We start from the raw sequence: 24,501 nt of genomic DNA on the forward strand, positions 1-24,501 counted from the left end.
AGGTTTCCCGTGCCGCAGATCACCGTCGACCGCAGCCCGGGGGTGGCCCTCGACCGGCGCGCCTTCGCCGCCGAGCTGCACCTGCTGGTGGCCCGGGTGATCGGCTCGCCGGTGGCCGATTGCAAGACCCGCTTCCGGCGGATCGAGGAGTGCTTCGTCGGCGACGGTGACGAGACCCGGCTGATGGTCTTCCTGGAGATCAAGATCATGGACGGCCGGAGCATCGAACTGCGGGCCGAGCTGACGGAGTCCGTACTGAAGCTCCTCCAGGAGCACGCGAGCGCGCCGGCCGGCGGCGAGCTCCACCTGGCCGTCGACGTGACGGAGCTGGACAGCCGCTCGTACCGCAAGGCCGTGCTGGCGGCGCGGTAGCGTAGCGCCCCGTGACTACCTGGTTCTGGGCCGCGGTCGCGGTCGTACTGTTCGCCGTCTACCTGAGCTGGACGGCAGGGCGGCTCGACCGGCTGCACGCCCGGATCGACGCGGCGCGGGCCTCGCTGGACGCGCAGCTCGTACGGCGGGCGTCGGTGGCGTTGGAGCTGGCGACCTCGTCGACGCTGGACCCGGCCACCTCGATCCTGCTCTACCAGGCCTCGCACGCGGCCCGGGAAGCGGAGGACGAGCACCGGGAGGTGGCGGAGAGCGAGCTGAGCCTCGCACTGCGCGCGGTCTTCTCCGAGCCCGAGCAGGTCGCCGCGCTGCTCGCCGCGCCCGGTGGGGAGGAGGCCGTCAAGGAGCTGACGGCGGCCGTCCGGCGGGTGCCGATGGCCCGCCGGTTCCACAACGACGCGGTGCGGGGCGCGCGGGCGGTGCGGGAGCACCGGCTGGTGCGGTACTTCCGGCTGGCGGGGCGGGCGCCGTTCCCCTTGGCATTCGAGATGGATGACGAACCGCCACCGGCGCTCACCCCCCAAGGGGCTCCCGCCTAGACCGGTTCCAGCCTGTTTGTCGTAAGTCGAACGTCGGTCTGGACTAGGTGGCGCACGGCGCGGGCCCGTTTCGGGCCTACGATAGGGCGATAGCACTGGTTCATCTTCGAGTGAGGTCTCACGTGTCCACCAGCCCCATCACCGCAGACCAGCCGCAGATCGGCACCGCCCGCGTGAAGCGCGGCATGGCCGAGCAGCTCAAGGGCGGTGTGATCATGGATGTGGTCAACGCCGAGCAGGCGAAGATCGCCGAGGACGCCGGTGCGGTCGCCGTCATGGCTCTGGAGCGCGTCCCCGCCGACATCCGCAAGGACGGCGGCGTGGCCCGGATGTCCGACCCGAACATGATCGAGGAGATCATCGCCGCGGTCTCCATCCCGGTCATGGCGAAGTCCCGGATCGGCCACTTCGTCGAGGCGCAGATCCTGCAGTCGCTCGGCGTCGACTACATCGACGAGTCCGAGGTGCTGACCCCGGCCGACGAGGTCAACCACTCCGACAAGTTCGCCTTCACCACCCCGTTCGTCTGCGGCGCCACCAACCTCGGTGAGGCGCTGCGCCGGATCGCCGAGGGCGCGGCCATGATCCGCTCCAAGGGCGAGGCCGGCACCGGCAACGTGGTCGAGGCCGTCCGCCACCTGCGCCAGATCAAGAACGAGATCGCCAAGCTGCGCGGCTTCGACAACAACGAGCTGTACGCGGCCGCCAAGGAGCTGCGCGCTCCGTACGAGCTGGTCAAGGAGGTCGCCGAGCTCGGCAAGCTGCCGGTCGTGCTGTTCTCCGCCGGTGGTGTCGCCACCCCGGCCGACGCCGCGCTGATGCGTCAGCTCGGTGCCGAGGGCGTCTTCGTCGGCTCCGGCATCTTCAAGTCGGGCGACCCGGCCAAGCGCGCCGCCGCCATCGTGAAGGCCACCACCTTCTACGACGACCCGAAGATCATCGCGGACGCCTCCCGCAACCTGGGCGAGGCCATGGTCGGCATCAACTGCGACACCCTGCCCGAGTCCGAGCGCTACGCCAACCGCGGCTGGTAGTCACACAGCAGCAGTAACGTCTCGTCGGCCCGCCGCTCACTGATCTGGTGCGGCGGGCCCTCGTGCGTACACCGCATCACGACCGAAGAGGTAAGAACCGTGTCCAGCAGTACCCCCGTCATCGGTGTCCTCGCCCTCCAGGGCGACGTCCGCGAGCACCTGATAGCGCTGGCCGAGGCCGACGCGCTCGCCCGTCCCGTCCGCCGCGCGGAGGAGCTGGCCGAGGTCGACGCCCTGGTGATCCCCGGCGGGGAGTCCACCACGATGTCGAAGCTCTCGCTGGCCTTCGGCATGATGACGCCGATGCGTGAGCGCGTCGCGGCCGGGATGCCGGTCTACGGCTCCTGCGCGGGCATGATCATGCTGGCCGACAAGATCCTGGACGGCCGCGCCGACCAGGAGACCGTCGGCGGGATCGACATGACGGTGCGCCGCAACGCCTTCGGCCGCCAGAACGAGTCCTTCGAGTCGGCGATCGACTTCGCGGGCCTGGCCGGCGACCCGGTGCACGGCGTCTTCATCCGCGCGCCCTGGGTCGAGTCGGTCGGCGCCGGCGTCGAGGTGCTGGCCGAGCTGCCCGCGGCCGACGGCCCGGACAGCCGGATCGTCGCCGTCCGCCAGGGCAACCTGCTGGCGACGTCCTTCCACCCCGAGCTGACGGGTGACCACCGGGTGCACGCCTACTTCGTGCAGATGGTCGCTGACGCCGCGCGTTGATGCGGTGACCGGTGGGCACGGTGACACCGGTAAGATCTCTCCTGTTCATTTCCCTTTGGCGACGTAAAGGAGCTGGTGATGTCCGGCCACTCTAAGTGGGCTACCACCAAGCACAAGAAGGCCGTGATCGATGCCAAGCGCGGCAAGCTCTTCGCCAAGATGATCAAGAACATCGAGGTGGCGGCGCGCACCGGCGGGGCGGACCCGGCGGGCAACCCGACGCTCTTCGACGCCATCCAGAAGGCCAAGAAGAGCTCCGTCCCGAACAAGAACATCGACAGCGCGGTCAGCCGTGGCTCGGGCACCGAGGCCGGTGGCGCGGACTACCAGACGATCATGTACGAGGGTTACGGCCCGAACGGCGTCGCGGTGCTCATCGAGTGCCTCACCGACAACCGCAACCGTGCGGCCTCCGACGTCCGCGTCGCGATGACCCGCAACGGCGGCAACATGGCCGACCCGGGTTCGGTCTCGTACCTGTTCAACCGCAAGGGCGTCATCATCGTCCCCAAGGGCGAACTGTCCGAGGACGACGTGCTGATGGCGGTGCTGGAGGCCGGTGCGCTGGAGGTCGCCGACCTCGGCGACAGCTTCGAGGTCATGAGCGAGGCGACCGACCTGGTGGCCGTCCGCACCGCGCTGGTGGCCGCCGGGATCGACTACGACTCGGCCGACGCCAACTTCGTCGCCGACCTGCAGATCCCGCTGGACGTGGACGGCGCCCGCAAGATCTTCAAGCTGATCGACGCGCTGGAGGACAGCGACGACGTGCAGAACGTCTTCGCCAACTTCGACATCTCCGACGAGGTCGGCGCCGAGCTCGACGCCGAGTAGCGCGAGTTGATCAGGTAACACGCCTGCTGCACCGGCCCGGTGGTCCCCCGCGGACCGCCGGGCCAGTGTCGTCTCACCGGTTGTCCGACCCGGCGGGTAGCCTTCGCAGGAATCGGACGACCGGGCGAGAAGGCGGGGCGGCAAGGTGCGGGTGCTGGGTGTGGACCCTGGGCTGACCAGGTGCGGGGTCGGCGTGGTCGACGGCTCGCCCGGCCGCCCGCTGACGATGGCCGGGGTCGGCGTCGTCCGCACCCCCGCCGAGGCGGAGATCGGGCAGCGGCTGCTGCTGATCGAGCAGGGCCTCGAGGAGTGGCTGGACGTGCACAAGCCCGATCTCGTCGCCGTCGAGCGGGTCTTCGCCCAGCACAACGTACGCACCGTCATGGGCACCGCGCAGGCCAGCGCCGTCGCGATGCTCTGCGCCACCCGGCGGGGCATCCCCGTCACCCTGCACACCCCCAGCGAGGTCAAGGCCGCCGTCACCGGCTCCGGCCGGGCCGACAAGGCCCAGGTCACCGCCATGGTCACCCGCCTGCTGCGGCTCGACGCCCCGCCGAAGCCCGCCGACGCGGCGGACGCCCTCGCGCTGGCGATCTGTCACATCTGGCGCGGCTCCGCAGCGGGGCGGCTCGCCGCGGCCGTCGCCCAGCAGAAAGCCCTCACAGCCCGTCAGGAGTACCGCCCGTGATCGCCTTCGTCCAGGGCCCCGTAGCGGCCGTCACCCCCGGCAGCGCCGTGGTCGAGGTCGGCGGTGTCGGCATGCTCGTCAAGTGCACCCCGCGCACCCTGGCCGAGCTGAGGATCGGCCAACCCGCCCGCCTCACCACCGCGTTGATCGTGAAGGAGGACTCGCTCACCCTCTACGGCTTCGCCGACGAGGACGAGCGCGCCACCTTCGAGATCCTGCTGACCGCCAGTGGCGTCGCCGCGACGATGGCGCTCGGCATGCTCGCCGTCTTCACCCCCGACGAGCTGCGGCGCGCCGTCGCCCAGGGCGACGCCAAGGCCCTCACCGCCGTGCCCCGGATCGGCCCCAAGCTCGCCCAGAAGCTCCTGCTGGAGTACAAGGACAAGCTCGGCGCCCCGCACGGCAGCGTCCCCGCCCAGAAGCCGATCGCCGCAGGCCCGGCCCCCTGGAGCGAGCAGTTGCACGCCGCCCTGGTCGGCCTGGGCTACGCCCCCCGCGAGGCCGACGACGCGGTCACCGCCGTCACCCCGGACGCCGAGGCCCAGCCGGTCACCGACGTCGGCGCCCTGCTCAAGGCAGCACTGCGTACGCTGAACCGCACCCGCTAGCCATTACGAACCCGGTCACGACGTTTCAGGAGCCTGTCCCGATGAGCCCGTACGACTCCGACCCCACCGACCGACTGCGGGCCGATCAGGTACTGGCTTCGTCTGCCGACGGCGAGGACCAGGCGGTCGAGGCGGCGCTGCGGCCCAAGCTGCTGGACGAGTTCATCGGGCAGGAGCGGGTGCGGGAGCAGCTCTCGCTGGTGCTCCAGGCCGCCCGCAAGCGCGGGAGCGCACCCGACCACGTGCTGCTCAGCGGGCCTCCCGGGCTGGGCAAGACCACGCTGTCGATGATCATCGCGGCGGAGCTGAACGCCCCGATCCGGATCACCTCGGGGCCGGCCATCCAGCACGCCGGTGACCTCGCGGCGATCCTCTCCTCGCTGACCGAGGGGGAGGTGCTCTTCCTCGACGAGATCCACCGGATGTCGCGGCCCGCCGAGGAGATGCTCTACATGGCGATGGAGGACTTCCGGGTCGACGTGATCGTCGGCAAGGGCCCCGGCGCCACCGCCATCCCGCTGGAGCTGCCGCCCTTCACCCTGGTCGGCGCCACCACCCGGGCCGGGCTGCTGCCGCCGCCGCTGCGCGACCGCTTCGGCTTCACCGGCCACATGGAGTTCTACGCCCCCGCCGAGCTGGAGCGGGTGGTGCACCGCTCGGCCGGTCTGCTGGACGTGCAGATCGACCCGCGCGGCGCGGCCGAGATCGCCGGGCGCTCGCGCGGCACGCCCCGCATCGCCAACCGGCTGCTGCGTCGGGTCCGCGACTACGCGCAGGTCAGGCACGACGGCGTGGTCACCCAGCAGATCGCCCGCCAGGCCTTGGAGGTCTACGAGGTCGACGCCCGGGGGCTCGACCGGCTGGACCGCGCGGTGCTGACGGCGCTGCTCAAGCTCTTCGGCGGCGGCCCGGTCGGGCTGTCCACGCTCGCCGTCGCGGTGGGGGAGGAGTCGGAGACGGTGGAGGAGGTCGCCGAGCCCTTCCTCGTCCGCGAGGGCCTGCTCGCCCGGACCCCGCGCGGGCGGATCGCCACCGCCGCGGCCTGGCAGCATCTCGGGCTGACCCCGCCGCTCCAGACCGGCCGCGGTGCGGTGCCCGCGCAGCAGCCGGAGCTGTTCCGTCGTGAACCCGGTGCGGACACCGTCTGACGAATCCGTGCAGGCAGAGGCTCGCCACTTTCGGCGGCAGGATGACATGCTTGGCGTTGTCCGTTCAGTGCGGGTCGCCTAGACTCCGCCGGACCGCCCCTCTCACCCGACGGGCCGACGACCTCAGGCCGCCTGCCGGGCGGCCCGTAAAGGACTCTGGCTGCTGTGAACCTCATCATCCTTCTCCTCCCGATTCTCGCGATCCTCCTGATGTTCCGGTCGCAGAAGAAGCGCCAGGCCTCGCAGCAGCAGATGCAGACCTCGCTGGAGCCCGGCGCCGGCGTGCGCACCATCGGCGGCATGTACGCCCTGGTGAAGTCCGTCAACGAGGAGACCATCGAGCTGGAGGTCGCCCCGGGCGTGGTCGCGCACTACACCAAGGGTGCGATCGCCGCGGTGCTCGACCCGCAGGAGTACGACGCGATCATCAACGGCCGTCCCACCGAGGACGAGCTCGCCGAGGATGAGTCGTCGGAGCTCTCCGAGTCGTCGGCGTCGGAGGAGAAGCCGCTCAGCCTGGACAAGGCCCCGGCCGACAAGAAGGACGAGTCGGACAACGGCGGTACCGGCGCGGAGGCCCAGACCGGTAAGTAGTACGGTCGGGCAAACCCCGGCCGCGCGGCACCCCAGCCGCAGCAAGCCCCACAGGACCTCACGGCCGCCCAGTCGGCGTCCCCCATCCAGTCACGAGCCGGGTGGGGGCCCGGCCCACGGCGGCATGGACAGGGAGAAACGAGCAAGGTGGCAACACCCAAGTCGCGCCCGCGCGATGGTCACCCGGTTAGGGCCCTGGCCCTCATCCTGGCGGTGACCGTCGGCTTGGTCGCCCTCATGTTCGGGACGGGCCACACCACGCCGCGTCTCGGGATCGACCTCGCCGGTGGCACCAGCATCACGCTGACCGCCAAGTCTGACGACCCCGCCGCGGTCAGCAAGACGAACATGGACACCGCTGTCGCGATCATCCAGAAGCGCGTCAACGGCCTGGGCGTCTCCGAGGCCGAGGTGCAGACCCAGGGCAACAACACCATCATCGTCAACATCCCCAACGGCGGTGACAAGCAGTCCGCGATCGACCAGGTCGGTGCGACTGCCAAGCTCTTCTTCCGCCCGGTGCTGGCGCTCGCGCCCACCGGTGTGAAGCCCCAGGCCCCGGCGGCCAGCCCGAGCGCCCCCGCCTCCGGCTCGCCCAGCGCGAAGCCGTCGGCGAGCGCCGGCGCCCCGTCGTCGAGCGCGAGCGCGGGCACGCCCAGCGCCGGTGCGACCACGGCGGGCCGCGCCGTCACCGACGGCCTGAAGGCCGACGCCACGGCGAGCCCCTCGGCCCCGGCCGGCACCCCGACCGCCCCGGCGGCCGCACCGACCACGCCGACCACCCCGGCCGACATCTCCGCCGCGCTCACCCAGGGCACCGTCCCGCCGGAGCTGGTGGCCGACTTCACCAAGCTCGACTGCTCCGACGCGACCCAGCGCCTGGACCACCAGACCACCCCGGACAAGAACGCCGTGGCCTGCAGCTACGACGCCGAGTCCAAGGTCTGGTACAAGTTCGCGCTCGGCCCCGTCGCGGTCAACGGCAAGGACGTCACCAAGGCGGCGGCCGGGTTCGACACCCAGCGCGCCGGTGGCTGGCAGGTCGACCTGTCGTTCAACGACGCCGGGTCCAAGGACTTCGCCACCACCACGGGCAAGCTCGCCACCCAGCAGTCCCCGGCGAACCAGTTCGCGATCGTGCTGGACGGCAAGGTCGTCTCGCACCCGTACGTCAGCCAGTCGATCACCGGCGGCTCCGCCATGATCTCCGGCAACTTCAGCGTGGACGACGCCAAGAGCCTCGCCAACGTGCTGAGCTACGGCGCCCTGCCGCTCACCTTCGTGCAGAGCGACGTCACCACCGTCTCCCCGCAGCTCGGTGGCGACCAGCTGCACGCCGGCCTGGTCGCCGGTGCGATCGGCCTGCTGCTGGTGGTCCTCTACTCGCTGGTCTACTACCGCGGCCTCGGCCTGGTCTCGATCGCCGGTCTGATCGTCTCGGCGGCCCTCACGTACGCCATCATGTGCCTGCTCGGCGCCACGATCGGCTTCGCGCTGAACCTGCCCGCCGTCTGCGGTGCGATCGTCGCGATCGGTATCACCGCCGACTCCTTCATCGTGTACTTCGAGCGCATCCGCGACGAGGTCCGCGAGGGCGCCCCGCTGCGCCCGGCCGTGCAGCGCGCCTGGCCGCGCGCCCGCCGCACCATCCTGGTCTCGGACTTCGTGTCCTTCCTCTGTGCCGCGGTGCTCTACCTGGTCACGGTCGGCAAGGTGCGGGGCTTCGCCTTCACCCTCGGCCTGACCACGCTGCTCGACATCGTGGTGATCTTCCTCTTCACCAAGCCGCTGATCACCCTGCTGGCCCGCCGGAAGTTCTTCTCCGAGGGTCACCCGTGGTCCGGTCTCGACCCCAAGCGCCTGGGCGCGAAGGTGCCGCTGCGCAGCAGCCGTCGCCGGTCCGCCGCCAGCGCTTCCGCCGCCAAGGAGGCCTGACGCCATGTCACGTTTCGGCAATCTCGGCCACCGCCTCTACCAGGGCGAGGTCAGCTTCGACTTCGTCGGCCGGCGCAAGCTCTGGTACAGCTTCTCCGGTGTGATCGTCCTGCTCGCGGCCATCGGCCTCGCCATGGGCCTGCACCTGGGCGTCGAGTTCAAGGGCGGTTCGATCTACACCGTCACCAAGCCCGGCGTCACGCTCAGCCAGGCGCAGGACGCGGCGAACAAGATCACCCACGACAGCAGTGCCCGGGTCCAGACCACGGACAAGGGCGCCGTCAAGATCCAGATCGGCACGGACAAGCAGGTCTCGGCGAGCGCCGCGATCAAGGAGCTGGCCACCGACCTGAACATCCCGGCCGACAAGGTCAACGAGCAGATCACCTCGCAGGTGATCGGCCCCAGCTGGGGTCATGAGATCTCCCAGAAGGCCCTGACCGGTCTGCTGATCTTCATGGTCCTGGTCACGATCTACCTGGCGATCGCCTTCGAGTGGCGGATGGCGGTGGCCGCCCTGGTCTCCCTCGTCCACGACCTCCTGATCACCATCGGCGTCTACGCCCTGGTCGGCTTCGAGGTCACCCCGGGCACGGTGATCGGCTTCCTCACCATCCTCGGTTACTCCCTCTACGACACCGTCGTCGTCTTCGACACCGTGCGGGAGAACACCAAGGACATCACCAAGCAGAACAAGCACACCTTCAGCGAGGCCGCGAACCTGGGCCTCAACCAGACGCTGGTGCGGTCCATCAACACCACCGTCGTGGCGCTGCTGCCGGTCGCCGCTCTGCTGTTCATCGGTGGCGGCCTGCTCGGCGCCGGCACCCTGAACGACATCTCGCTCGCCCTCTTCATCGGCCTCGCCGCCGGTGCGTACTCCTCGATCTGCGTCGCGACCCCGCTCTACGCGCAGCTCAAGGAGGCCACCCCGGAGATGCGCGCGCTGACCAAGAAGGTCGCCGCGCGCCGCGCCGCCGACGCCAAGGCCGCGGCCGAGGCGCCGCAGGACGCGGACTCGGTCGAGGACGACAGCGTCGATGCGGGTATGGTCGGACAGCGCAACCAGCCGGTCAGCCGGTCCCGTAGCAAGGGCCGCCCCTCCGGCAAGCACTGACCCCGGCATGTGACAAGGAACCCCGTGACCTCCCCCGACCCCGCCCTGGCCGAGCTGCTCAACAGCAGGATCAGGGACGTACCGGACTACCCGAAGCCGGGCGTGCTCTTCAAGGACATCGCCCCGCTGCTCGCCGACGCCGAGGCGTTCGCCGCCCTCACCCGGGCGCTGGCCGAGCGGGCGAACGCCCTCGGGGCGACCAAGGTGGTCGGGTTGGAGGCACGGGGTTTCGTGCTCGCCGCCCCGGCGGCGTTCGCCGCCGGGATCGGCTTCGTGCCGGTCCGCAAGGCGGGCAAGCTGCCCGGCGCGGTGCACGGCCAGTCGTACGACCTCGAGTACGGCTCTGCCACGGTCGAGGTCCAGTGCGACGCGTTCACCCCGGGTGAGCGCGTGCTCGTCGTCGACGACGTGCTCGCCACCGGCGGCACGCTGGCCGCCTCGCTGGACCTCGTCCGGCGGGCCGGGGCCGAGGTCGCCGGCGTCGTTGTGCTGATGGAGCTGAGCTTCCTCCCCGGCCGTGAGCGCCTCGGGGACGTCCCGCTGGAAGCCCTGATCACCGTTTAGCCGAGAGCAACCCGAACAGGGGCGCGGGGAACTGCGCGATCAACTGTGCACGTGCGTCGTGCCTCGGTCGCGCAGGTCCCCGCGCCCCTGTTTCTGGTTGGCCGCCTGCGTGAAGTTCGCCACGATCGTCGCAGGTACCATGAAGGTTCATCCCTCTCGCGTACCGAGGAGTGTCCTTGCCCGACGAGGTAGTGCCCACCGCAGAGGCCGCCGGCCCCGACAGACGGCCCGTGCCCTCGGGGGCCGCCCCGGTGCGTCCGGGTTCGCCTCAGGCGGGGCCGCCGGCGCGCCCCTCCTCCTCCGGCGGCATGCGGGCCCGGCTGGCCCGCCTCGGCGGACAGCGCAGCTCGCTGCTCAACCCCGTCCTCGAACCGCTCTTCCGGAGCATCAAGGCCCAGGACCCGAAGGCCGACCCGGCCCTGCTGCGTGACATCGAGCGCGCGTACGCCGTCGCCGAGAAGTGGCACCGGGGGCAGAAGCGCAAGAGCGGCGACCCGTACATCACGCACCCGCTCGCCGTCGCGACCATCCTGGCGGAGCTGGGCATGGACGCCGCGACGCTGATGGCGGGGCTGCTGCACGACACCGTCGAGGACACCGACTACGGCCTGGAGACGCTCCGCAAGGACTTCGGCGACTCCGTGGCGCTGCTGGTCGACGGCGTGACCAAGCTGGACCGGGTCAAGTTCGGCGAGGCCGCGCAGGCGGAGACCGTCCGCAAGATGGTCGTCGCGATGGCCAAGGACCCGCGCGTCCTGGTGATCAAGCTGGCCGACCGCCTGCACAACATGCGCACCATGCGCTACCTCAAGCGGGAGAAGCAGGAGAAGAAGGCCCGCGAGACGCTGGAGATCTACGCCCCGCTGGCGCACCGGCTGGGCATGAACACCATCAAGTGGGAGCTGGAGGACCTCGCCTTCGCGATCCTCTACCCCAAGATGTACGACGAGATCGTGCGTCTGGTGGCCGAGCGCGCGCCGAAGCGGGACGAGTACCTCGCGACCGTCATCGACCAGGTCCAGGGCGACCTGCGTGGGGCCCGGATCACCGCCGCCGTCACCGGCCGACCGAAGCACTACTACTCGGTCTACCAGAAGATGATCGTGCGCGGCCGCGACTTCGCCGAGATCTACGACCTGGTGGGCATCCGCGTCCTGGTCGACACCGTCCGCGACTGCTACGCGGCGCTGGGCACCATCCACGCGCGGTGGAACCCGGTGCCGGGGCGGTTCAAGGACTACATCGCGATGCCCAAGTTCAACATGTACCAGTCGCTGCACACCACGGTGATCGGCCCCGGTGGCAAGCCAGTCGAGCTGCAGATCCGCACCTTCGACATGCACCGCCGCGCCGAGTACGGCATCGCCGCGCACTGGAAGTACAAGCAGCGCGCCGTCGCCGGTGCCTCGAAGGTCCGCACCGACACGCCCGTGCAGACCCGCAAGGACGACAAGGCCGGGGCCGTCAACGAGATGGCCTGGCTGCGCCAGCTGCTGGACTGGCAGAAGGAGACCGAGGACCCGAGCGAGTTCCTGGAGTCGCTGCGCTTCGACCTCTCCAACAACGAGGTCTTCGTCTTCACGCCGAAGGGCGACGTCATAGCGCTCCCGGCGGGGGCGACGCCGGTCGACTTCGCGTTCGCCGTGCACACCGAGGTCGGGTACCGCTGCATAGGAGCCCGGGTCAACGGGCGGCTGGTGCCGCTGGAGTCGACGCTGGAGAACGGCGACGCCGTCGAGGTCTTCACCTCCAAGGCGGAGAACGCCGGGCCCTCGCGGGACTGGCTGGGCTTCGTCAAGTCGCCCCGGGCCCGCAACAAGATCAAGGCGTGGTTCTCCAAGGAGCGCCGCGAGGAGGCGATCGAGCAGGGCAAGGAGGCCATCGCGCGGGCGATGCGCAAGCAGGGCCTGCCGATCCAGCGCATCCTGACCGGCGACTCGCTGGTGACGCTGGCGCACGAGATGCGCTACCCGGACATCTCCTCGCTCTACGCGGCGATCGGCGAGGGCCATGTCGCGGCGCAGAACATCGTCCAGAAGCTGGTGCAGGCACTCGGCGGCGAGGAGGGCGCGACCGACGACCTCGCCGAGACGGCCACCCCGACGCAGGATGGCCGGGCGGCCCGCCGCCGGGCCAAGGGCGACCCGGGCATCATCGTCAAGGGTGTCGAGGACGTCTGGGTCAAGCTCTCCCGCTGCTGCACCCCGGTGCCGGGCGACCCGATCGTCGGCTTCATCACCCGGGGCAACGGCGTCTCGGTGCACCGCTCGGACTGCGTCAACGTCGAGTCGTTGACCCAGCAGCCGGAGCGGATGATCGAGGTCGAGTGGGCGGCGACGCAGTCGTCCGTCTTCCTGGTCGCCATCCAGGTCGAGGCACTGGACCGCTCGCGCCTCCTCTCGGACGTCACCCGGGTGCTCTCCGACCAGCACGTCAACATCCTCTCGGCGGCCGTGCAGACCTCGCGCGACCGGGTGGCGATGAGCCGCTTCACCTTCGAGATGGGCGACCCGAAGCACCTCGGCCACGTGCTCAAGGCCGTCCGGGGCGTCGAGGGCGTGTACGACGTCTACCGGGTGACCTCGGCCCGCAAGTAGCCGAGCGGCGCAGGCCCGCGCCTGTCACCCCCGGTGCCCCGGTTCTCGGTCGAGAACCGGGGCACTGCCCGTTCGGCCCGCGTGGGGTGCGGCGCGCTCGGCACGGAGACAGACTGTCGCCACCGGTCACACTGGCGCGTCGAGGAGATCCGTGAAGAGCAAGCAGACAGCCCTGGCCCTGCTGGCCGCGGCCGTGGTGGCGTCGGCCGCCGCCGGGTGCGGTGGCAGCAGCGGCGGGACGAGCAGAGCGGCCGCCTCGGGTCCGGCATCCACCTCGGCATCCACGGCAGCATCCACGGCAGCATCCGCGTCGGGCTCGGCGTCCGCGTCGGCGGCCGGTTCGCCGAACGGGGTGGAGGGCCTCGCGGCGAAGGAGATCGTCAGCAAGTCCGCGCAGGCGCTCAAGGACGCGGGCGCGGCGAAGGTCACCGGGCAGGTCACCGACGGCGGCCAGCAGACCACCCTCGACCTCCGGATGGACACTGCGGCCAACTGCTCCGGCACCATGGGCCTGGCGGGTCAGGGCTCCTTCCAGCTGGTCAAGCAGGGCACGCAGCTCTGGATCAAGCCGGACCAGGCGTTCTGGCAGTCCCACGGCGGGCCGGCGACGGCCCAGCTGGTCGGCGACAAGTACCTGAGGACCACCAGCGACAATCCGGACTTCGCCGACGTGGCCTCGCTCTGCGACCTCAAGCAGATCGCCGACCAGGTCGTCAGCGGGCCGAGCCAGGTCAGCATCGGCTCGCAGACCACCGTCGACGGACAGCAGGCGCTGGCCGTCAACGGCACCGACAACGACGAGAAGGGCACGCTGTACGTCGCGCTGCGCGGCCGGCCGTACCCGCTGCGGCTGGAGAAGACCGGCAACAGCCCCGGCAAGCTGGACTTCAAGGACTTCGGCACGCCCGTGCCGACCACCACGCCCTCGCCGGACCAGAGCGTCGACCTCGACCAGCTCCAGAAGGAAGTCAGCGCGACGCCGACCGCGAGCGTGTGACGGACGCAGAAGGGCCCCCGGCGGGAAGCCGGGGGCCCTTCTGCACAGGAGTGAGGCAGCGTCAGCCGCCGAACTCCTCAAGGCTCTTCATGGCCTGGTCGAGCAGGGCCTGACGGCCCGCGAGCTCGGTCTCCAGCTTGGCGGCCTTGCTGGTGTTGCCGGCCGCGCGGGCCTTGTCCAGCTCGCCCTGGAGCTTGTCCACGGCGCCTTGGAGCAGACCGGTCATGCCGGTCGCGCGGGCCTTGGCCTCCGGGTTGGAGCGCTTCCACTCGGCGTCCTCCGCCTCGCGGATCGCCCGCTCGACGGTGTTCAGGCGGGCGTCCAGGCGGGGGCGGGCGTCGCGCGGGACGTGGCCGATGGCCTCCCAGCGCTCGTTGACCTCCCGCAGGGCGGCCTTGGCGACCTTGAGGTCGGTGATCGGGAGGATCGCCTCGGCCTCGATCAGCAGGGCCTCCTTGAGCTTCTGGTTCTCGCCCTGCTCGGCGTCGCGCTCGCTGAAGACGGCGGAGCGGGCCTGGAAGAAGACGTCCTGGGCGCCGCGGAAGCGGGCCCACAGCTCCTCCTCGGCGTCCCGCTGGGCGCGCCCGGCGGACTTCCACTGCGTCATCAGGTCGCGGTAGCGGGCAGCGGTGTCGCCCCACTCGGTCGAGCTGGAGAGCGCCTCGGCCTCGGCGACCAGCTTCTCCTTGTCCGCGCGGGCCTGGTCGCGCTCGGCGTCCAGGGTCGCGAAGTGCGCCTTGCGGTGCTTGGAGAACACCGAGCGGGCGTGCGAGAAGCGGTGCCACAGCTCGTCGTCGCTCTTGCGGTCGAGCCGGGGCAGCGCCTTCCAGGCGTCGACCAGCGCGCGCAGCCGGTCACCGGCCTCCCGCCACTGGGTCGACTCGGCCAGCTGCTCGGCCTCGGCGACCAGCTTCTCCTTGGCACCCCGGGTCTCGTCCTGCGCCTTGGCGCGGGCGGCCTTGCGCTCGGCCTGCCGGGAGTCGATGTCGGAGGTCAGGGCGTCCAGGCGCTTGGCCAGCGAGGCCAGGTCACCCACCGCGTGCGCCTCGACGACCTGGGCGCGCAGGTGCTCCAGCGCGGTCTGGGCCTCCTTGGCGGCCAGATCCGTCTTGCGGACGCGGTGCTCCAACAGGCCGATCTCGGCCGCCAGCCCCTCGAACTTCCGCTCGAAGTACGCGAGGGCCTCCTCGGGCGAGCCTGCCTGCCAGGAGCCGACGACGCGTTCGCCGTCGGCCGTCCTGACGTAGACCGTCCCCTGCTCGTCGACACGGCCCCACGGATCGCTGGTCACAGCGCCTCCTCCACATGACGTCGCGCCCGCCGACCGGCGGTGCGCGGTACGTCGTCCACAGTTGATGTGCGGCGGACCGATCGAGTCCGCCGTCCGAGCCGTCGATTTCTGTGCCGAGGGTGACGGCCGACGGTCAGGGCACCCTATACAACAGCAACATAGGCGACCAGCGCCGGTGCTGTCCGCATCCGGGCCGGGCGAGTTCGCGCGGCGGTCCCCACCCGGCCGGGTGGGGACCGCCTGGCGGGGTCAACTCTTGGTGGTCGTCACCGAGTTCATGACCACCGCGGCGTTCGGGGCACCGTCGCCGGTGCCGCCCTGGACGCCGCCGGCGGCGATGTTCTGGAGGATGTCCAGACCGCCGGTGATCTTGCCGAACGGGGTGTAGTTCGGGGGCAGCTGGGTGTCCTTGTAGACCAGGAAGAACTGGCTGCCGTTCGTCCCCGGGCCCGCGTTCGCCATCGCGACGGTGCCGGCCGGGTACGTCGCGCCGGTCAGGTTCTCGTCCGGGAACTGGTAGCCGGGGCCGCCCGAGCCGTTGCCCGTCGGGTCACCGCACTGCAGGACGTAAATGCCCTCGGTGGTGAGGCGGTGGCACTTGACGTGGTCGAAGTACTGCTCGCCGGAGAGGAAGGCGAAGGAGTTCACGGTGTGCGGGGCCTTGGCCGCGTCCAGCGAGAGCGTCACCTTGCCGCAGCTGGTGTCGACCGTGGCGGTGTAGGTGGCCTTGGTGTCCACCGTCATCGCCGGCTCGGTCTTCCACTGCTTGCCGTTCGGCGCACCGGCGGCGGGCGGGTTGCAGCCCTTGACCGGCGTCACGGCGGCGGACGGCGTCGGCGCGGCCGTGGGAGCGGCGGCGGCCGAGTCCTTCTTCTTGTCGGAGCTGAAGGCGCCGGTCGCGAAGGCGGTGCCCGCAGCGAGCACCACGACCGCCAGCGACGTGCCGATGATCGCGTTGCGGCGCTTCGCGCGGCGCGCGTTCTCGGCCCGGTTCTTCATCTGGCGCTCGTACTTCTCGCGGGCGAGCTGCCGCCGCCGCTGTTCGCTGTTGACCACCGGCTGTGTCTCCTACATATGCGCTGGACGTCTGTGGATGCTGATGCGGATCATCGCACCCCGCTGGCCGCCAAGTGTAGGGACTTGGTGTGTAAGTACGAGATCAGCCGTGGAAACCGAAGGTCACGATTTCACCGGACCGGGCTACGGCGGCGCACCCGTATCTGGTTCGCTACCGGTGGCGTACCGCCGGTAGGCTGCGCTGAGAACAGAATTTCCGCCACTCGGACCGATTGAGGACTCGCGTGTTCATCGCCGGATTTCCCGCCGGAGCCTGGGGCACCAACTGCTACCTGGTCGCACCGGCCGCCGGTGAGGAGTGCGTGATCGTCGACCCGGGGCACGAGGCCACGCAGGGTGTCGAGGATCTCGTCCGCGAGCACGGGCTCAAGCCCGTCGCGGTGGTCCTCACCCACGGGCACATCGACCACGTCGCCTCGGTGATGCCGGTCTGCGGTGCCAAGGGCATCCCGGCCTGGATCCACCCCGAGGACCGCTACATGCTGGCCGACCCGGAGAAGGCGCTCGGCCGCTCGCTCGGCCAGCAGCTGATGGGCAGCATCACCGTCGGCGAGCCCGACGACGTCCGGGAGTTGAAGGACGGCAGCGTCCTGGAGCTGGCCGGCCTGGAGTTCACCGTCGACCACGCGCCCGGCCATACCAGGGGGTCGGTGACCTTCAGGACGCCCACCCGGAACGACATCCCTCCGGTGTTCTTCTCGGGCGACCTGCTCTTCGCCGGCTCCATCGGGCGCACGGACCTCCCGGGCGGCGACAGCGAGGCGATGATGGCCTCGCTGGCCCGGGTCTGCCTGCCCCTCGACGATGCCACCGTCGTCCTCTCCGGACACGGCGGCCAGACCACCATCGGCCGTGAGCGCGCCACCAACCCCTACCTCCAGCAGGCGGCGGGTGCGTTCGGCGCACCGGCCTTCCCGCGACGAGGAATGTGACGGAAGAGAAGTTGAGCACCTTCACCGCCCCCAAGGGCACCTACGACCTGCTGCCGCCGAGCTCCGCGACCTTCCTGGCGATCCGCGAGCGCCTCGGCGCCCCGCTGCGCCGCTCCGGTTACGGCTACATCGAGACCCCGGTCTTCGAGGACGTCAAGCTCTTCTCGCGCGGCGTCGGTGAGTCCACCGACATCGTCTCGAAGGAGATGTACAACCTCACCACCAAGGGCGGCGACGAGCTCGCGCTGCGGCCCGAGGGCACCGCCTCGGTCGTCCGCGCCGCGCTCCAGGCCAACCTGCACAAGACCGGCAACCTGCCCGTCAAGCTCTGGTACTCGGGCTCCTTCTACCGCTACGAGCGGGCCCAGAAGGGCCGCTACCGCCAGTTCGCCCAGATCGGCGCCGAGGCGATCGGCGCGGAGGACCCGGCGCTCGACGCCGAGCTGATCATCCTGGCCGACGACGCCTTCCGCTCGCTCGGGCTGCGCGACTACCGCCTGCTGCTCAACAGCCTCGGCGACAAGCAGTGCCGCCCGGTCTACCGCGCCGCGCTCGTCGAGTTCCTGGCCGGGCTCGACCTGGACGACGAAACCCGCCGCCGCGCCGAGATCAACCCGCTGCGCGTCCTGGACGACAAGCGCGAGGCCGTGCAGGCCCAGCTGACCGACGCTCCCAAGCTGCGCGACTACCTCTGCGAGGACTGCAAGGCGTACGACGAACAGGTGCGCGAGCTGCTCAACCACGCCGGTGTCGTCTTCGTCGACGACCCCAAGCTGGTGCGCGGGCTGGACTACTACACCCGCACCACCTTCGAGTTCGTGCACGACGGCCTCGGCGCGCAGTCCGCGATCGGCGGCGGCGGCCGGTACGACGGCCTCTCCGAGATGCTCGGCGGCCCCGCGCTGCCGTCCGTCGGCTGGGGCCTCGGTGTCGACCGCACCTACCTCGCGATGGAGGCCGAGGGCATCGTCCTCGACCTGCCCGCCACCACCTCGGTCTACGCCGTCGCGCTCGGCGAGGAGGCCAAGAACGTCCTGTTCGCCAAGGTCGTCGAGCTGCGCCGGGCCGGTGTCGCCACCGATCTCGCGTTCGGGGTCAAGGGCATCAAGAACGCCATGAAGTCCGCCGACCGGTCCGGTGCCCGCTTCGCCCTCGTCGCGGGCGACCGCGACCTCGCCGAAGGCGTCGTCCAGCTCAAGGACCTGACCACCGGCGAGCAGACCCCCGTCGCCCTCGAAGCACTTGTCACCACCCTGAAGGAGAAGCAGCTGTGATCCGCACGCACGACGCGGGCACGCTCCGCGCGGAGCACGCCGGTACGACCGTCACCCTGGCCGGCTGGGTCGCCCGCCGCCGCGACCACGGCGGCGTGGCCTTCATCGACCTGCGCGACGCCTCCGGCACCGTGCAGATCGTGGCCCGCGACCTGGAGGCGATCGGCGACCTCCGGTCCGAGTACTGCGTCAAGGTCACCGGCGACGTCCGCGTCCGCCCGGCCGGGAACGAGAACCCCGACATCGCCACCGGCGCCGTCGAGCTCGTCGTCACCGAGCTGGAGGTGCTCTCCGAGGCCGCCGCGCTGCCCTTCCAGGTCGCCGAGTACGAGCCTGGCACCGTCAACGAGGAGGTCCGGCTGCGCTACCGTTACCTGGACCTGCGTCGTGAGGGCCCGGCCCGCGCGCTGCGCCTGCGCTCCAAGGTCAACAACATCATCCGCACGGTGATGGAGGAGAACGACTACCTCGACATCGAGACGCCGTACCTCACCCGCTCCACCCCCGAGGGCGCCCGCGACTTCCTCGTCCCGGTCCGCCTCCAGCCGGGCCACTGGTACGCCCTGCCGCAGTCGCCGCAGCTCTTCAAGCAGCTGCTGATGGTGGCCGGCATGGAGCGGTACTACCAGATCGCCCGCTGCTTCCGCGACGAGGACTTCCGCGCCGACCGCCAGCCGGAGTTCACCCAGCTCGACGTCGAGGCCTCGTTCGTCGACCAGGAGGACATCCTGGCGCTCGGCGAGAAGATCGTCTCCCGGGTCTGGCGCGAGGTGCACGGCTACGAGCTGCCCAGCCCGCTGCCGCGGATGTCCTACGCCGACGCGATGTCGCGCTACGGCTCCGACAAGCCGGACGTCCGCTTCGGCCAGGAGCTCACCGACCTCACCGAGTACTTCAAGGGCACCGAGTTCCGGGTCTTCCAGGCGCCGTACGTCGGCGCCGTGGTGATGCCGGGCGGGGCCTCGCAGCCGCGCAAGCAGCTCGACGCCTGGCAGGACTGGGCCAAGGCGCGCGGCGCCCGCGGCCTCGCCTACGTCGTCATCGACGCCGAGACCGGTGAGCTGCGCGGCCCGGTCGCCAAGAACCTGAACGAGGAGCACCTGGCCGGCCTCGCCGCCGCCGCCGGTGCCAAGAACGGTGACGCGATCTTCTTCGCGGCGGGCAAGAAGACCGCCTCGCAGGAGCTGCTCGGCGCCGCGCGTCTGGAGATCGGCAAGCGCTGCGAGCTGATCGACGAGTCGCAGTGGGCCTTCCTCTGGGTCGTCGACTTCCCGATGTTCGAGCCGATCGAGGACGACAAGGGCGAGTTCCAGGGCTGGCACGCCGTGCACCACCCCTTCACCGCCCCGACCGCCGAGTCGCTCGCGACCTTCGACACCGACCCGGGCAGCGCGCTCTCCAACGCGTACGACCTGGTGCTCAACGGCTCCGAGCTGGGCGGCGGTTCGATCCGTATCCACCAGCGCGAGGTGCAGAAGCGGGCGTTCGACGCGATCGGCCTCAGCGAGGAGGAGGCGCAGTCGCAGTTCGGCTTCCTGCTCGACGCCTTCAACTACGGCCCCCCGCCGCACGGCGGCATCGCCCTCGGCCTGGACCGTGTCGTCACCCTGCTCGGCGGGTACGACACGATCCGCGACGTCATCGCCTTCCCGAAGACGTCCACCGGCGGTGACCCGCTCACCGGCGCCCCGACCCCGATCACGCCGGCCCAGCGCCGCGAGGCCGGTGTCGACAGCAAGCCGAAGGTCCGCGAAGAGGGCAAGTCGGAGAAGCCGGAGACCGACAAGCAGGCCTGACGGTTCGTCAGCCGATTCACCTTCAGGGCCCCGTCCGGTGCACACGTGCACCGGACGGGGCCCGTCCCACAACGGCGTGTGACTGAGAAGGACACCGATGAGCGTGATCACCAGAGTCGAACTCCCCGAGGACGCCCCCGCCACCAGACGGGTGCACATGGCGGCCTTCCCCGGCCCCGAGGAGGCGGATCTCGTCGACGCGCTGCGCCGTGACCCGGCCTGGCTGCCGGGCCTCTCGGTCGTCGCGGTCGAGGAGAGCGGTCTGGTCGTCGGGCACGCCCTGCTGACCCGGCTCCAGGTCGGCGACGGCTGGGCGCTGGCTCTCGCGCCCGTCGGCGTCGCACCCGAGTGCCAGCGCAAGGGCGTCGGGGCGCTGGTCGTCCGGGCCGCGCTGGCTGCCGCCGACGAGGCGGGGGAGCGGCTGGTGGTGGTGCTCGGCGATCCGCGCTACTACGCCCGCTTCGGCTTCGCCCCCGCCTTCGAGCACGGCATCTCCGCGCCGTACCCGGAGGAGTACCTCCAGGCCCTCCCGCTCAACGCCTACGACGGCGCGCCGCGAGGAGCCTGCCGCTACCCCGAGCCGTTCGGCGCGGTCTGACCTGCGGTCAGCTCCTCCCGGTCGTAGCGTGAGTGATCATCACCATCCGGCAGACGGAGGGCACAGTGGCGGCAGAGGGCAGAGCGGCTGAGGCGGGGCGGCTCCGCAAGAAGGCGTACGAGCGGGAGCTGCTGCGGTTGCAGAGCGAGCTGGTCAAGACCCAGGAGTGGGTGCGGGCCGAGGGCATCCGGCTGGTGGTGGTCTTCGAGGGGCGCGACGCGGCGGGCAAGGGCGGCGCGATCAAGCGCGTCACCGAGTACCTCAACCCGCGCATCGCCCGGATCGCGGCGCTGCCCGCGCCGACGGAGCGTCAGCGCGGGCAGTGGTACTTCCAGCGGTACGTCGAGCAGCTGCCCGCGGCCGGGGAGATCGTGCTCTTCGACCGCAGCTGGTACAACCGCGCCGGGGTCGAGCGGGTGATGGGCTTCTGCACGCCGGTCGAGTACCAGCAGTTCCTGCACCAGTGCCCGACCTTCGAGCGGATGCTGATCGAGGCCGGGATCCAGCTGCGCAAGTACTGGTTCTCCGTCAGCGACACGGAGCAGGAACGGCGCTTCCGGGCCCGGCTGGAGGACCCGATGCGGCAGTGGAAGCTCTCCCCGATGGACACCGAGTCGATCAGCCGCTGGGAGGACTACTCACGGGCGAAGGACGAGATGTTCGTCCACACCGACCTGCCCGAATCCCCCTGGAACGTGGTCGAGAGCGACGACAAGCGCCGGGCCCGGATCAACATGATCGCCCACCTCCTCTCCACCCTCCCGTACCGCGACATCACCAAGCCCGCCGTCGAACTCCCGCCCCGCCCCCCGTCCACCGGCTACCAGCGCCCGCCGAGGGATCTGCAGAAGTACGTGCCGGACCACGCCTCGGAGCTCTAGGGCGACGGCCGGGTTGCCGGGTTGCCGGGGGGTGGGATCGGGCGTCGGATGGAAGGTGGCGGGGCGGGCGCCGACGATCCGTCCCGTGGTGGGCCAGGACGGAGGTTTTCTGATGTACGTCCGCACCATTTACCTGACGGGTGACCCGGCGCTGGTCGACAGGACCGTCGACGGTCTGAGGGCCGAGGGGGTCGGGCTGCTGGCGACGCAGCCCGGGTACCGGGGGTTCAGCATCTTCACGGACCGGGAGCTCGGCAAGATCATGCTCGGCTCCTGGTGGGAGACGCGGCAGGCCGAGCGGGACAGCTTCACCGGCCTGACCGGGCGGCGGGACGCGCTGCTCGACGTCTTCGCCGGCACCGTGACGGTCGACGTCTGGGAGGCCGCGGTGGCCCGGCGCGGCGGCGCGCCGGCGGGCGGCGGGTTCCGGCTCGTCCGGATCGAGTTCGACCCGGCGGCGGCGGACCGGCTGGTGACCGCCGTGGAGCAGACCGCGATGCCGGGCCTGGAGGCGATCGACGGGTTCGACGGCGGGGCGCTGCTGATCGACCGCGAGCGGGGGCAGGGCAGCGTCGGCGCGATCTTCCGCGACCGCGCGGCGCTCGAGGCCTCCCGTGGCCCGCAGGCCGAACTCCGGGCCAAGGCCTCGGCCGCGGCAGGGGTCCGGGTGCGGGCCCTGGAGGAGTTCGACGTCGCCCTGCTCGACCGGCCTGCCTAGGTCGGGCTTCCTCAGGTGGCCGAGCCCGCCGCCGCGCCGGTGGCCAAGTCGGGGCCCCAGCGGTCGAGGGAGGCGGGGAGGTCGAGCGGCCCGGGGCGGGCGTCGGAGTCGGCGGCGGGCCAGTCCTCGCGGGGGACGCGCCACATCAGCTCGAACTCGTTGCCGTCCGGGTCCTTGGCGTAGAAGGACTTCGAGACCAGGTGGTCGGTGGAGCCGACCAGCGCGCCGCGCTCGGCGAGCTTGCTGCCGACGGCGGCGAGCTCGCCGAGGGTGCCGACCTCCCAGGCCAGGTGGTAGAGGCCGACCCGGCCCTGCTGGGGGCCGGGGGCGTCGGCGCCGATGGCGAAGAGGCCGAGGTCGTGGTCGTTGGCGCTGCCGGGCGCACTGAGGAAGGCGGCGCGGCCGGGGATCAGGTGATCGACCTGGAAGCCGAAGACGTCGGTGTAGAACTCGACCGAGCGGTCGACCTCGCGGATCCACAGCACCGCGTGGTTGAGACGGCGGACGGACATGGTGCTCAGCTCCCTGGTTGTGACGACGGGTGCCAGCGTACGCCAATCCGGTTCAAATTCGAACTACTGGGGTCGGGTCCCCGGGGTCGGGCAGCGCTGTCGGCCCACTGCAATACCCTTCAAGGCGTGGAACCCGACCTCTTCACCGCCGCCGCCGAGGACCGCCAGGCCCAGGAGCCCGGCCGAGCCCCACTGGCCGTGCGGATGCGCCCCCGCACACTGGACGAGGTCGCCGGGCAGCGGCAGCTGCTCAAGGAGGGCTCGCCGCTGCGCCGCCTGGTCGCGGGCTCCAAGGGCAGGGCCGCGACCAGCTCGGTGATCCTCTGGGGGCCGCCCGGCACGGGCAAGACCACGCTCGCGCACGTGATCAGCCAGGGCGTCGAGGGCCGGTTCGTCGAGCTCTCCGCGATCACCGCCGGGGTCAAGGAGGTGCGCGCCGTGATCGAGGGCGCCCGCCGCGCCGTCGGCATGAGCGGCAAGGAGACCGTCCTCTTCCTGGACGAGATCCACCGCTTCTCCAAGGCCCAGCAGGACTCGTTGCTGCCGGCCGTCGAGAACCGCTGGGTCACCCTGATCGCCGCCACCACCGAGAACCCGTACTTCTCGGTGATCTCTCCGCTGCTCTCCCGCTCGCTGCTGCTCACCCTGGAGTCGCTGACCGACGAGGACGTCCGCACCCTGCTGCGCCGCGCCGTGGCCGACGAGCGCGGGCTCGGCGGCGCGCTGGAGCTGACCCAGGAGGCGGAGGACCACCTCGTCCGGCTGGCCGGCGGGGACGCCCGGCGTTCGCTGACCACGCTGGAGGCGGCGGCCGGGGCGGCGATCGAGAAGGGCGAGGCGGCCATCACGCTGGCCACCACCGAGACGGCCGTCAACCAGGCCGCCGTCCGCTACGACAAGGACGGCGACCAGCACTACGACGTGGCGAGCGCCCTGATCAAGTCGATCCGGGGCAGTGACGTCGACGCCACCCTGCACTACCTGGCCCGGATGATCGAGGCGGGGGAGGACCCGCGCTTCATCGCCCGCCGCCTGATGATCTCCGCCAGCGAGGACGTCGGCCTCGCCGACCCGACCGCCCTGTCGACGGCCGTCGCTGCGGCCCAGGCGGTCGCCCTGATCGGCTTCCCCGAGGCCCGGATCATCCTCTCCCAGGCCGCCATCGCGCTCGCGCTGGCGCCGAAGTCCAACGCCGCGTACCTCGCCATCGACGCCGCCCTGGCCGACGTACGGCAGGGCCTGGCCGGCGCCGTGCCCCCGCACCTGCGGGACGGGCACTACGGCGGCGCGGCCAAGCTCGGCCACGGCAAGGGGTACCAGTACCCGCACGACCTGCCGGAGGGCATCGCCGCGCAGCAGTACGCGCCGGACGAGGTGCACGGCAAGGCCTACTACCAGCCGACCCGGCACGGCGGCGAGGCCCGCTACGCCGACATCGTCGAGTGGACGAGGGGCCGGCTCGAAGGGCAGTGAGAGGGGCCGGTGAACGGCGGGTATACTCGGTCGGAGTGCCAAGTCCCGGGACGGCAGCGGGTGAGAACCCACTGACCGGCCGCACCAGCGGGGCACTGGCCCGAGACTCCCCTCCGTGGGGGTCTCCAGGAGCGTTGCGCACCGTTTTCGGTGTCGCGGGCAGTCCATCCCACAGCTGTGACGATGG

At 71.0% G+C, this 24,501-nt stretch carries 24 protein-coding genes; 21 read left to right on the top strand and 3 right to left on the bottom strand.

Translation table 11 applies throughout. The features are described 5' to 3' along the window. Nucleotides 1-9: 9 nt before the first annotated feature. The 14 genes from ACR68M_RS29825 (at nt 10) to ACR68M_RS29890 (ending at nt 13,762) form a co-directional block, all read left to right on the top strand. Nucleotides 10-372, top strand: coding sequence for a 5-carboxymethyl-2-hydroxymuconate Delta-isomerase (locus ACR68M_RS29825; protein ID WP_441247249.1), 363 nt, complete (start codon nt 10-12; stop codon nt 370-372). Between the two features lie 11 nt (nt 373-383). Beyond that, nucleotides 384-929, top strand: coding sequence for a hypothetical protein (locus ACR68M_RS29830; protein ID WP_441247250.1), 546 nt, complete (start codon nt 384-386; stop codon nt 927-929). Nucleotides 930-1,051: 122 nt separating this feature from the next. Continuing rightward, a complete protein-coding gene (pdxS, locus tag ACR68M_RS29835; protein WP_441247251.1) occupies nt 1,052-1,963 on the top strand; it encodes a pyridoxal 5'-phosphate synthase lyase subunit PdxS in 912 nt (303 codons plus the stop codon). 99 nt (nt 1,964-2,062) lie between these two features. Continuing rightward, nucleotides 2,063-2,680, top strand: a complete 618-nt coding sequence (gene pdxT, locus ACR68M_RS29840) for a pyridoxal 5'-phosphate synthase glutaminase subunit PdxT (protein ID WP_441247252.1) — start codon at nt 2,063-2,065, stop codon at nt 2,678-2,680. A gap of 78 nt (nt 2,681-2,758) precedes the next feature. Beyond that, complete coding sequence (locus ACR68M_RS29845) at nt 2,759-3,514, top strand: YebC/PmpR family DNA-binding transcriptional regulator (protein WP_441247253.1); 756 nt, start codon at nt 2,759-2,761, stop codon at nt 3,512-3,514. 145 nt (nt 3,515-3,659) lie between these two features. Further along, complete coding sequence (gene ruvC / locus ACR68M_RS29850; RefSeq protein ID WP_441247254.1) at nt 3,660-4,202, top strand: crossover junction endodeoxyribonuclease RuvC; 543 nt, start codon at nt 3,660-3,662, stop codon at nt 4,200-4,202. Next, nucleotides 4,199-4,810: a Holliday junction branch migration protein RuvA gene (ruvA, locus tag ACR68M_RS29855; RefSeq protein ID WP_441247255.1), complete on the top strand. Its 612-nt coding sequence runs from the start codon at nt 4,199-4,201 to the stop codon at nt 4,808-4,810. The genes ruvC and ruvA overlap by 4 nt, the downstream gene beginning before the upstream one ends. A gap of 41 nt (nt 4,811-4,851) precedes the next feature. Further along, nucleotides 4,852-5,958 carry a Holliday junction branch migration DNA helicase RuvB gene (gene ruvB, locus ACR68M_RS29860; RefSeq protein ID WP_441247256.1) on the top strand — a complete coding sequence of 369 codons (1,107 nt, stop codon included), beginning with the start codon at nt 4,852-4,854 and terminating at the stop codon, nt 5,956-5,958. A gap of 165 nt (nt 5,959-6,123) precedes the next feature. Further along, nucleotides 6,124-6,552, top strand: coding sequence for a preprotein translocase subunit YajC (gene yajC / locus ACR68M_RS29865; RefSeq protein WP_441247257.1), 429 nt, complete (start codon nt 6,124-6,126; stop codon nt 6,550-6,552). A gap of 147 nt (nt 6,553-6,699) precedes the next feature. Next, nucleotides 6,700-8,487 (top strand): protein translocase subunit SecD, encoded by a 1,788-nt coding sequence (secD, locus tag ACR68M_RS29870; RefSeq protein ID WP_441247258.1) that lies wholly within the window; start codon nt 6,700-6,702, stop codon nt 8,485-8,487. A 4-nt stretch (nt 8,488-8,491) separates the two neighbouring features. After that, a complete protein-coding gene (gene secF / locus ACR68M_RS29875; protein WP_441247259.1) occupies nt 8,492-9,604 on the top strand; it encodes a protein translocase subunit SecF in 1,113 nt (370 codons plus the stop codon). Between the two features lie 24 nt (nt 9,605-9,628). After that, a complete protein-coding gene (locus ACR68M_RS29880; RefSeq protein WP_441247260.1) occupies nt 9,629-10,168 on the top strand; it encodes an adenine phosphoribosyltransferase in 540 nt (179 codons plus the stop codon). A gap of 230 nt (nt 10,169-10,398) precedes the next feature. Then, nucleotides 10,399-12,765: a RelA/SpoT family protein gene (locus tag ACR68M_RS29885; protein ID WP_441251751.1), complete on the top strand. Its 2,367-nt coding sequence runs from the start codon at nt 10,399-10,401 to the stop codon at nt 12,763-12,765. 151 nt (nt 12,766-12,916) lie between these two features. Continuing rightward, nucleotides 12,917-13,762, top strand: a complete 846-nt coding sequence (locus ACR68M_RS29890) for a hypothetical protein (protein WP_441247261.1) — start codon at nt 12,917-12,919, stop codon at nt 13,760-13,762. Between the two features lie 61 nt (nt 13,763-13,823). Here the strand turns inward: ACR68M_RS29890 and ACR68M_RS29895 are convergent, their stop codons facing one another. Together ACR68M_RS29895 and ACR68M_RS29900 are read right to left on the bottom strand one after the other, a co-directional pair. Then, entirely contained in the window at nt 13,824-15,053 is a 1,230-nt protein-coding gene (locus tag ACR68M_RS29895; protein ID WP_441247262.1) for a DUF349 domain-containing protein, read from the bottom strand. A gap of 249 nt (nt 15,054-15,302) precedes the next feature. Continuing rightward, nucleotides 15,303-16,109, bottom strand: coding sequence for a peptidylprolyl isomerase (locus ACR68M_RS29900; RefSeq protein ID WP_441247263.1), 807 nt, complete (start codon nt 16,107-16,109; stop codon nt 15,303-15,305). A 245-nt stretch (nt 16,110-16,354) separates the two neighbouring features. On the opposite strand from ACR68M_RS29900, the gene ACR68M_RS29905 reads away from it, so the two are divergent. The 6 genes from ACR68M_RS29905 (at nt 16,355) to ACR68M_RS29930 (ending at nt 22,329) form a co-directional block, all read left to right on the top strand. Next, the gene (locus ACR68M_RS29905; RefSeq protein ID WP_441247264.1) at nt 16,355-17,062 is read left to right on the top strand and encodes an MBL fold metallo-hydrolase; all 708 of its coding nucleotides are present in this window, start codon (nt 16,355-16,357) and stop codon (nt 17,060-17,062) included. 11 nt (nt 17,063-17,073) lie between these two features. Then, complete coding sequence (gene hisS / locus ACR68M_RS29910; protein WP_441247265.1) at nt 17,074-18,336, top strand: histidine--tRNA ligase; 1,263 nt, start codon at nt 17,074-17,076, stop codon at nt 18,334-18,336. Continuing rightward, on the top strand, nt 18,333-20,132 hold the full coding sequence (gene aspS / locus ACR68M_RS29915; protein ID WP_441247266.1) for an aspartate--tRNA ligase: 1,800 nt from the start codon (nt 18,333-18,335) through the stop codon (nt 20,130-20,132). The genes hisS and aspS overlap by 4 nt, the downstream gene beginning before the upstream one ends. A 97-nt stretch (nt 20,133-20,229) precedes the next feature. Continuing rightward, the gene (locus ACR68M_RS29920; RefSeq protein ID WP_441247267.1) at nt 20,230-20,730 is read left to right on the top strand and encodes a GNAT family N-acetyltransferase; all 501 of its coding nucleotides are present in this window, start codon (nt 20,230-20,232) and stop codon (nt 20,728-20,730) included. Between the two features lie 65 nt (nt 20,731-20,795). Then, nucleotides 20,796-21,611 carry a polyphosphate kinase 2 gene (gene ppk2, locus ACR68M_RS29925; RefSeq protein ID WP_441251752.1) on the top strand — a complete coding sequence of 272 codons (816 nt, stop codon included), beginning with the start codon at nt 20,796-20,798 and terminating at the stop codon, nt 21,609-21,611. A 112-nt stretch (nt 21,612-21,723) separates the two neighbouring features. Further along, entirely contained in the window at nt 21,724-22,329 is a 606-nt protein-coding gene (locus ACR68M_RS29930) for a hypothetical protein (RefSeq protein WP_441247268.1), read from the top strand. 11 nt (nt 22,330-22,340) lie between these two features. Here ACR68M_RS29930 and ACR68M_RS29935 read toward each other — a convergent pair whose 3' ends face one another. Continuing rightward, nucleotides 22,341-22,841, bottom strand: coding sequence for a VOC family protein (locus ACR68M_RS29935; protein ID WP_441247269.1), 501 nt, complete (start codon nt 22,839-22,841; stop codon nt 22,341-22,343). Between the two features lie 126 nt (nt 22,842-22,967). Between ACR68M_RS29935 and ACR68M_RS29940 the strand changes: the two genes are divergently transcribed. Beyond that, on the top strand, nt 22,968-24,314 hold the full coding sequence (locus tag ACR68M_RS29940) for a replication-associated recombination protein A (protein ID WP_441247270.1): 1,347 nt from the start codon (nt 22,968-22,970) through the stop codon (nt 24,312-24,314). The last annotated feature ends 187 nt before the right edge of the window (nt 24,315-24,501 follow it).

The organism is Kitasatospora sp. McL0602 (assembly GCF_052076145.1).
GTDB lineage: Bacteria > Actinomycetota > Actinomycetes > Streptomycetales > Streptomycetaceae > Kitasatospora.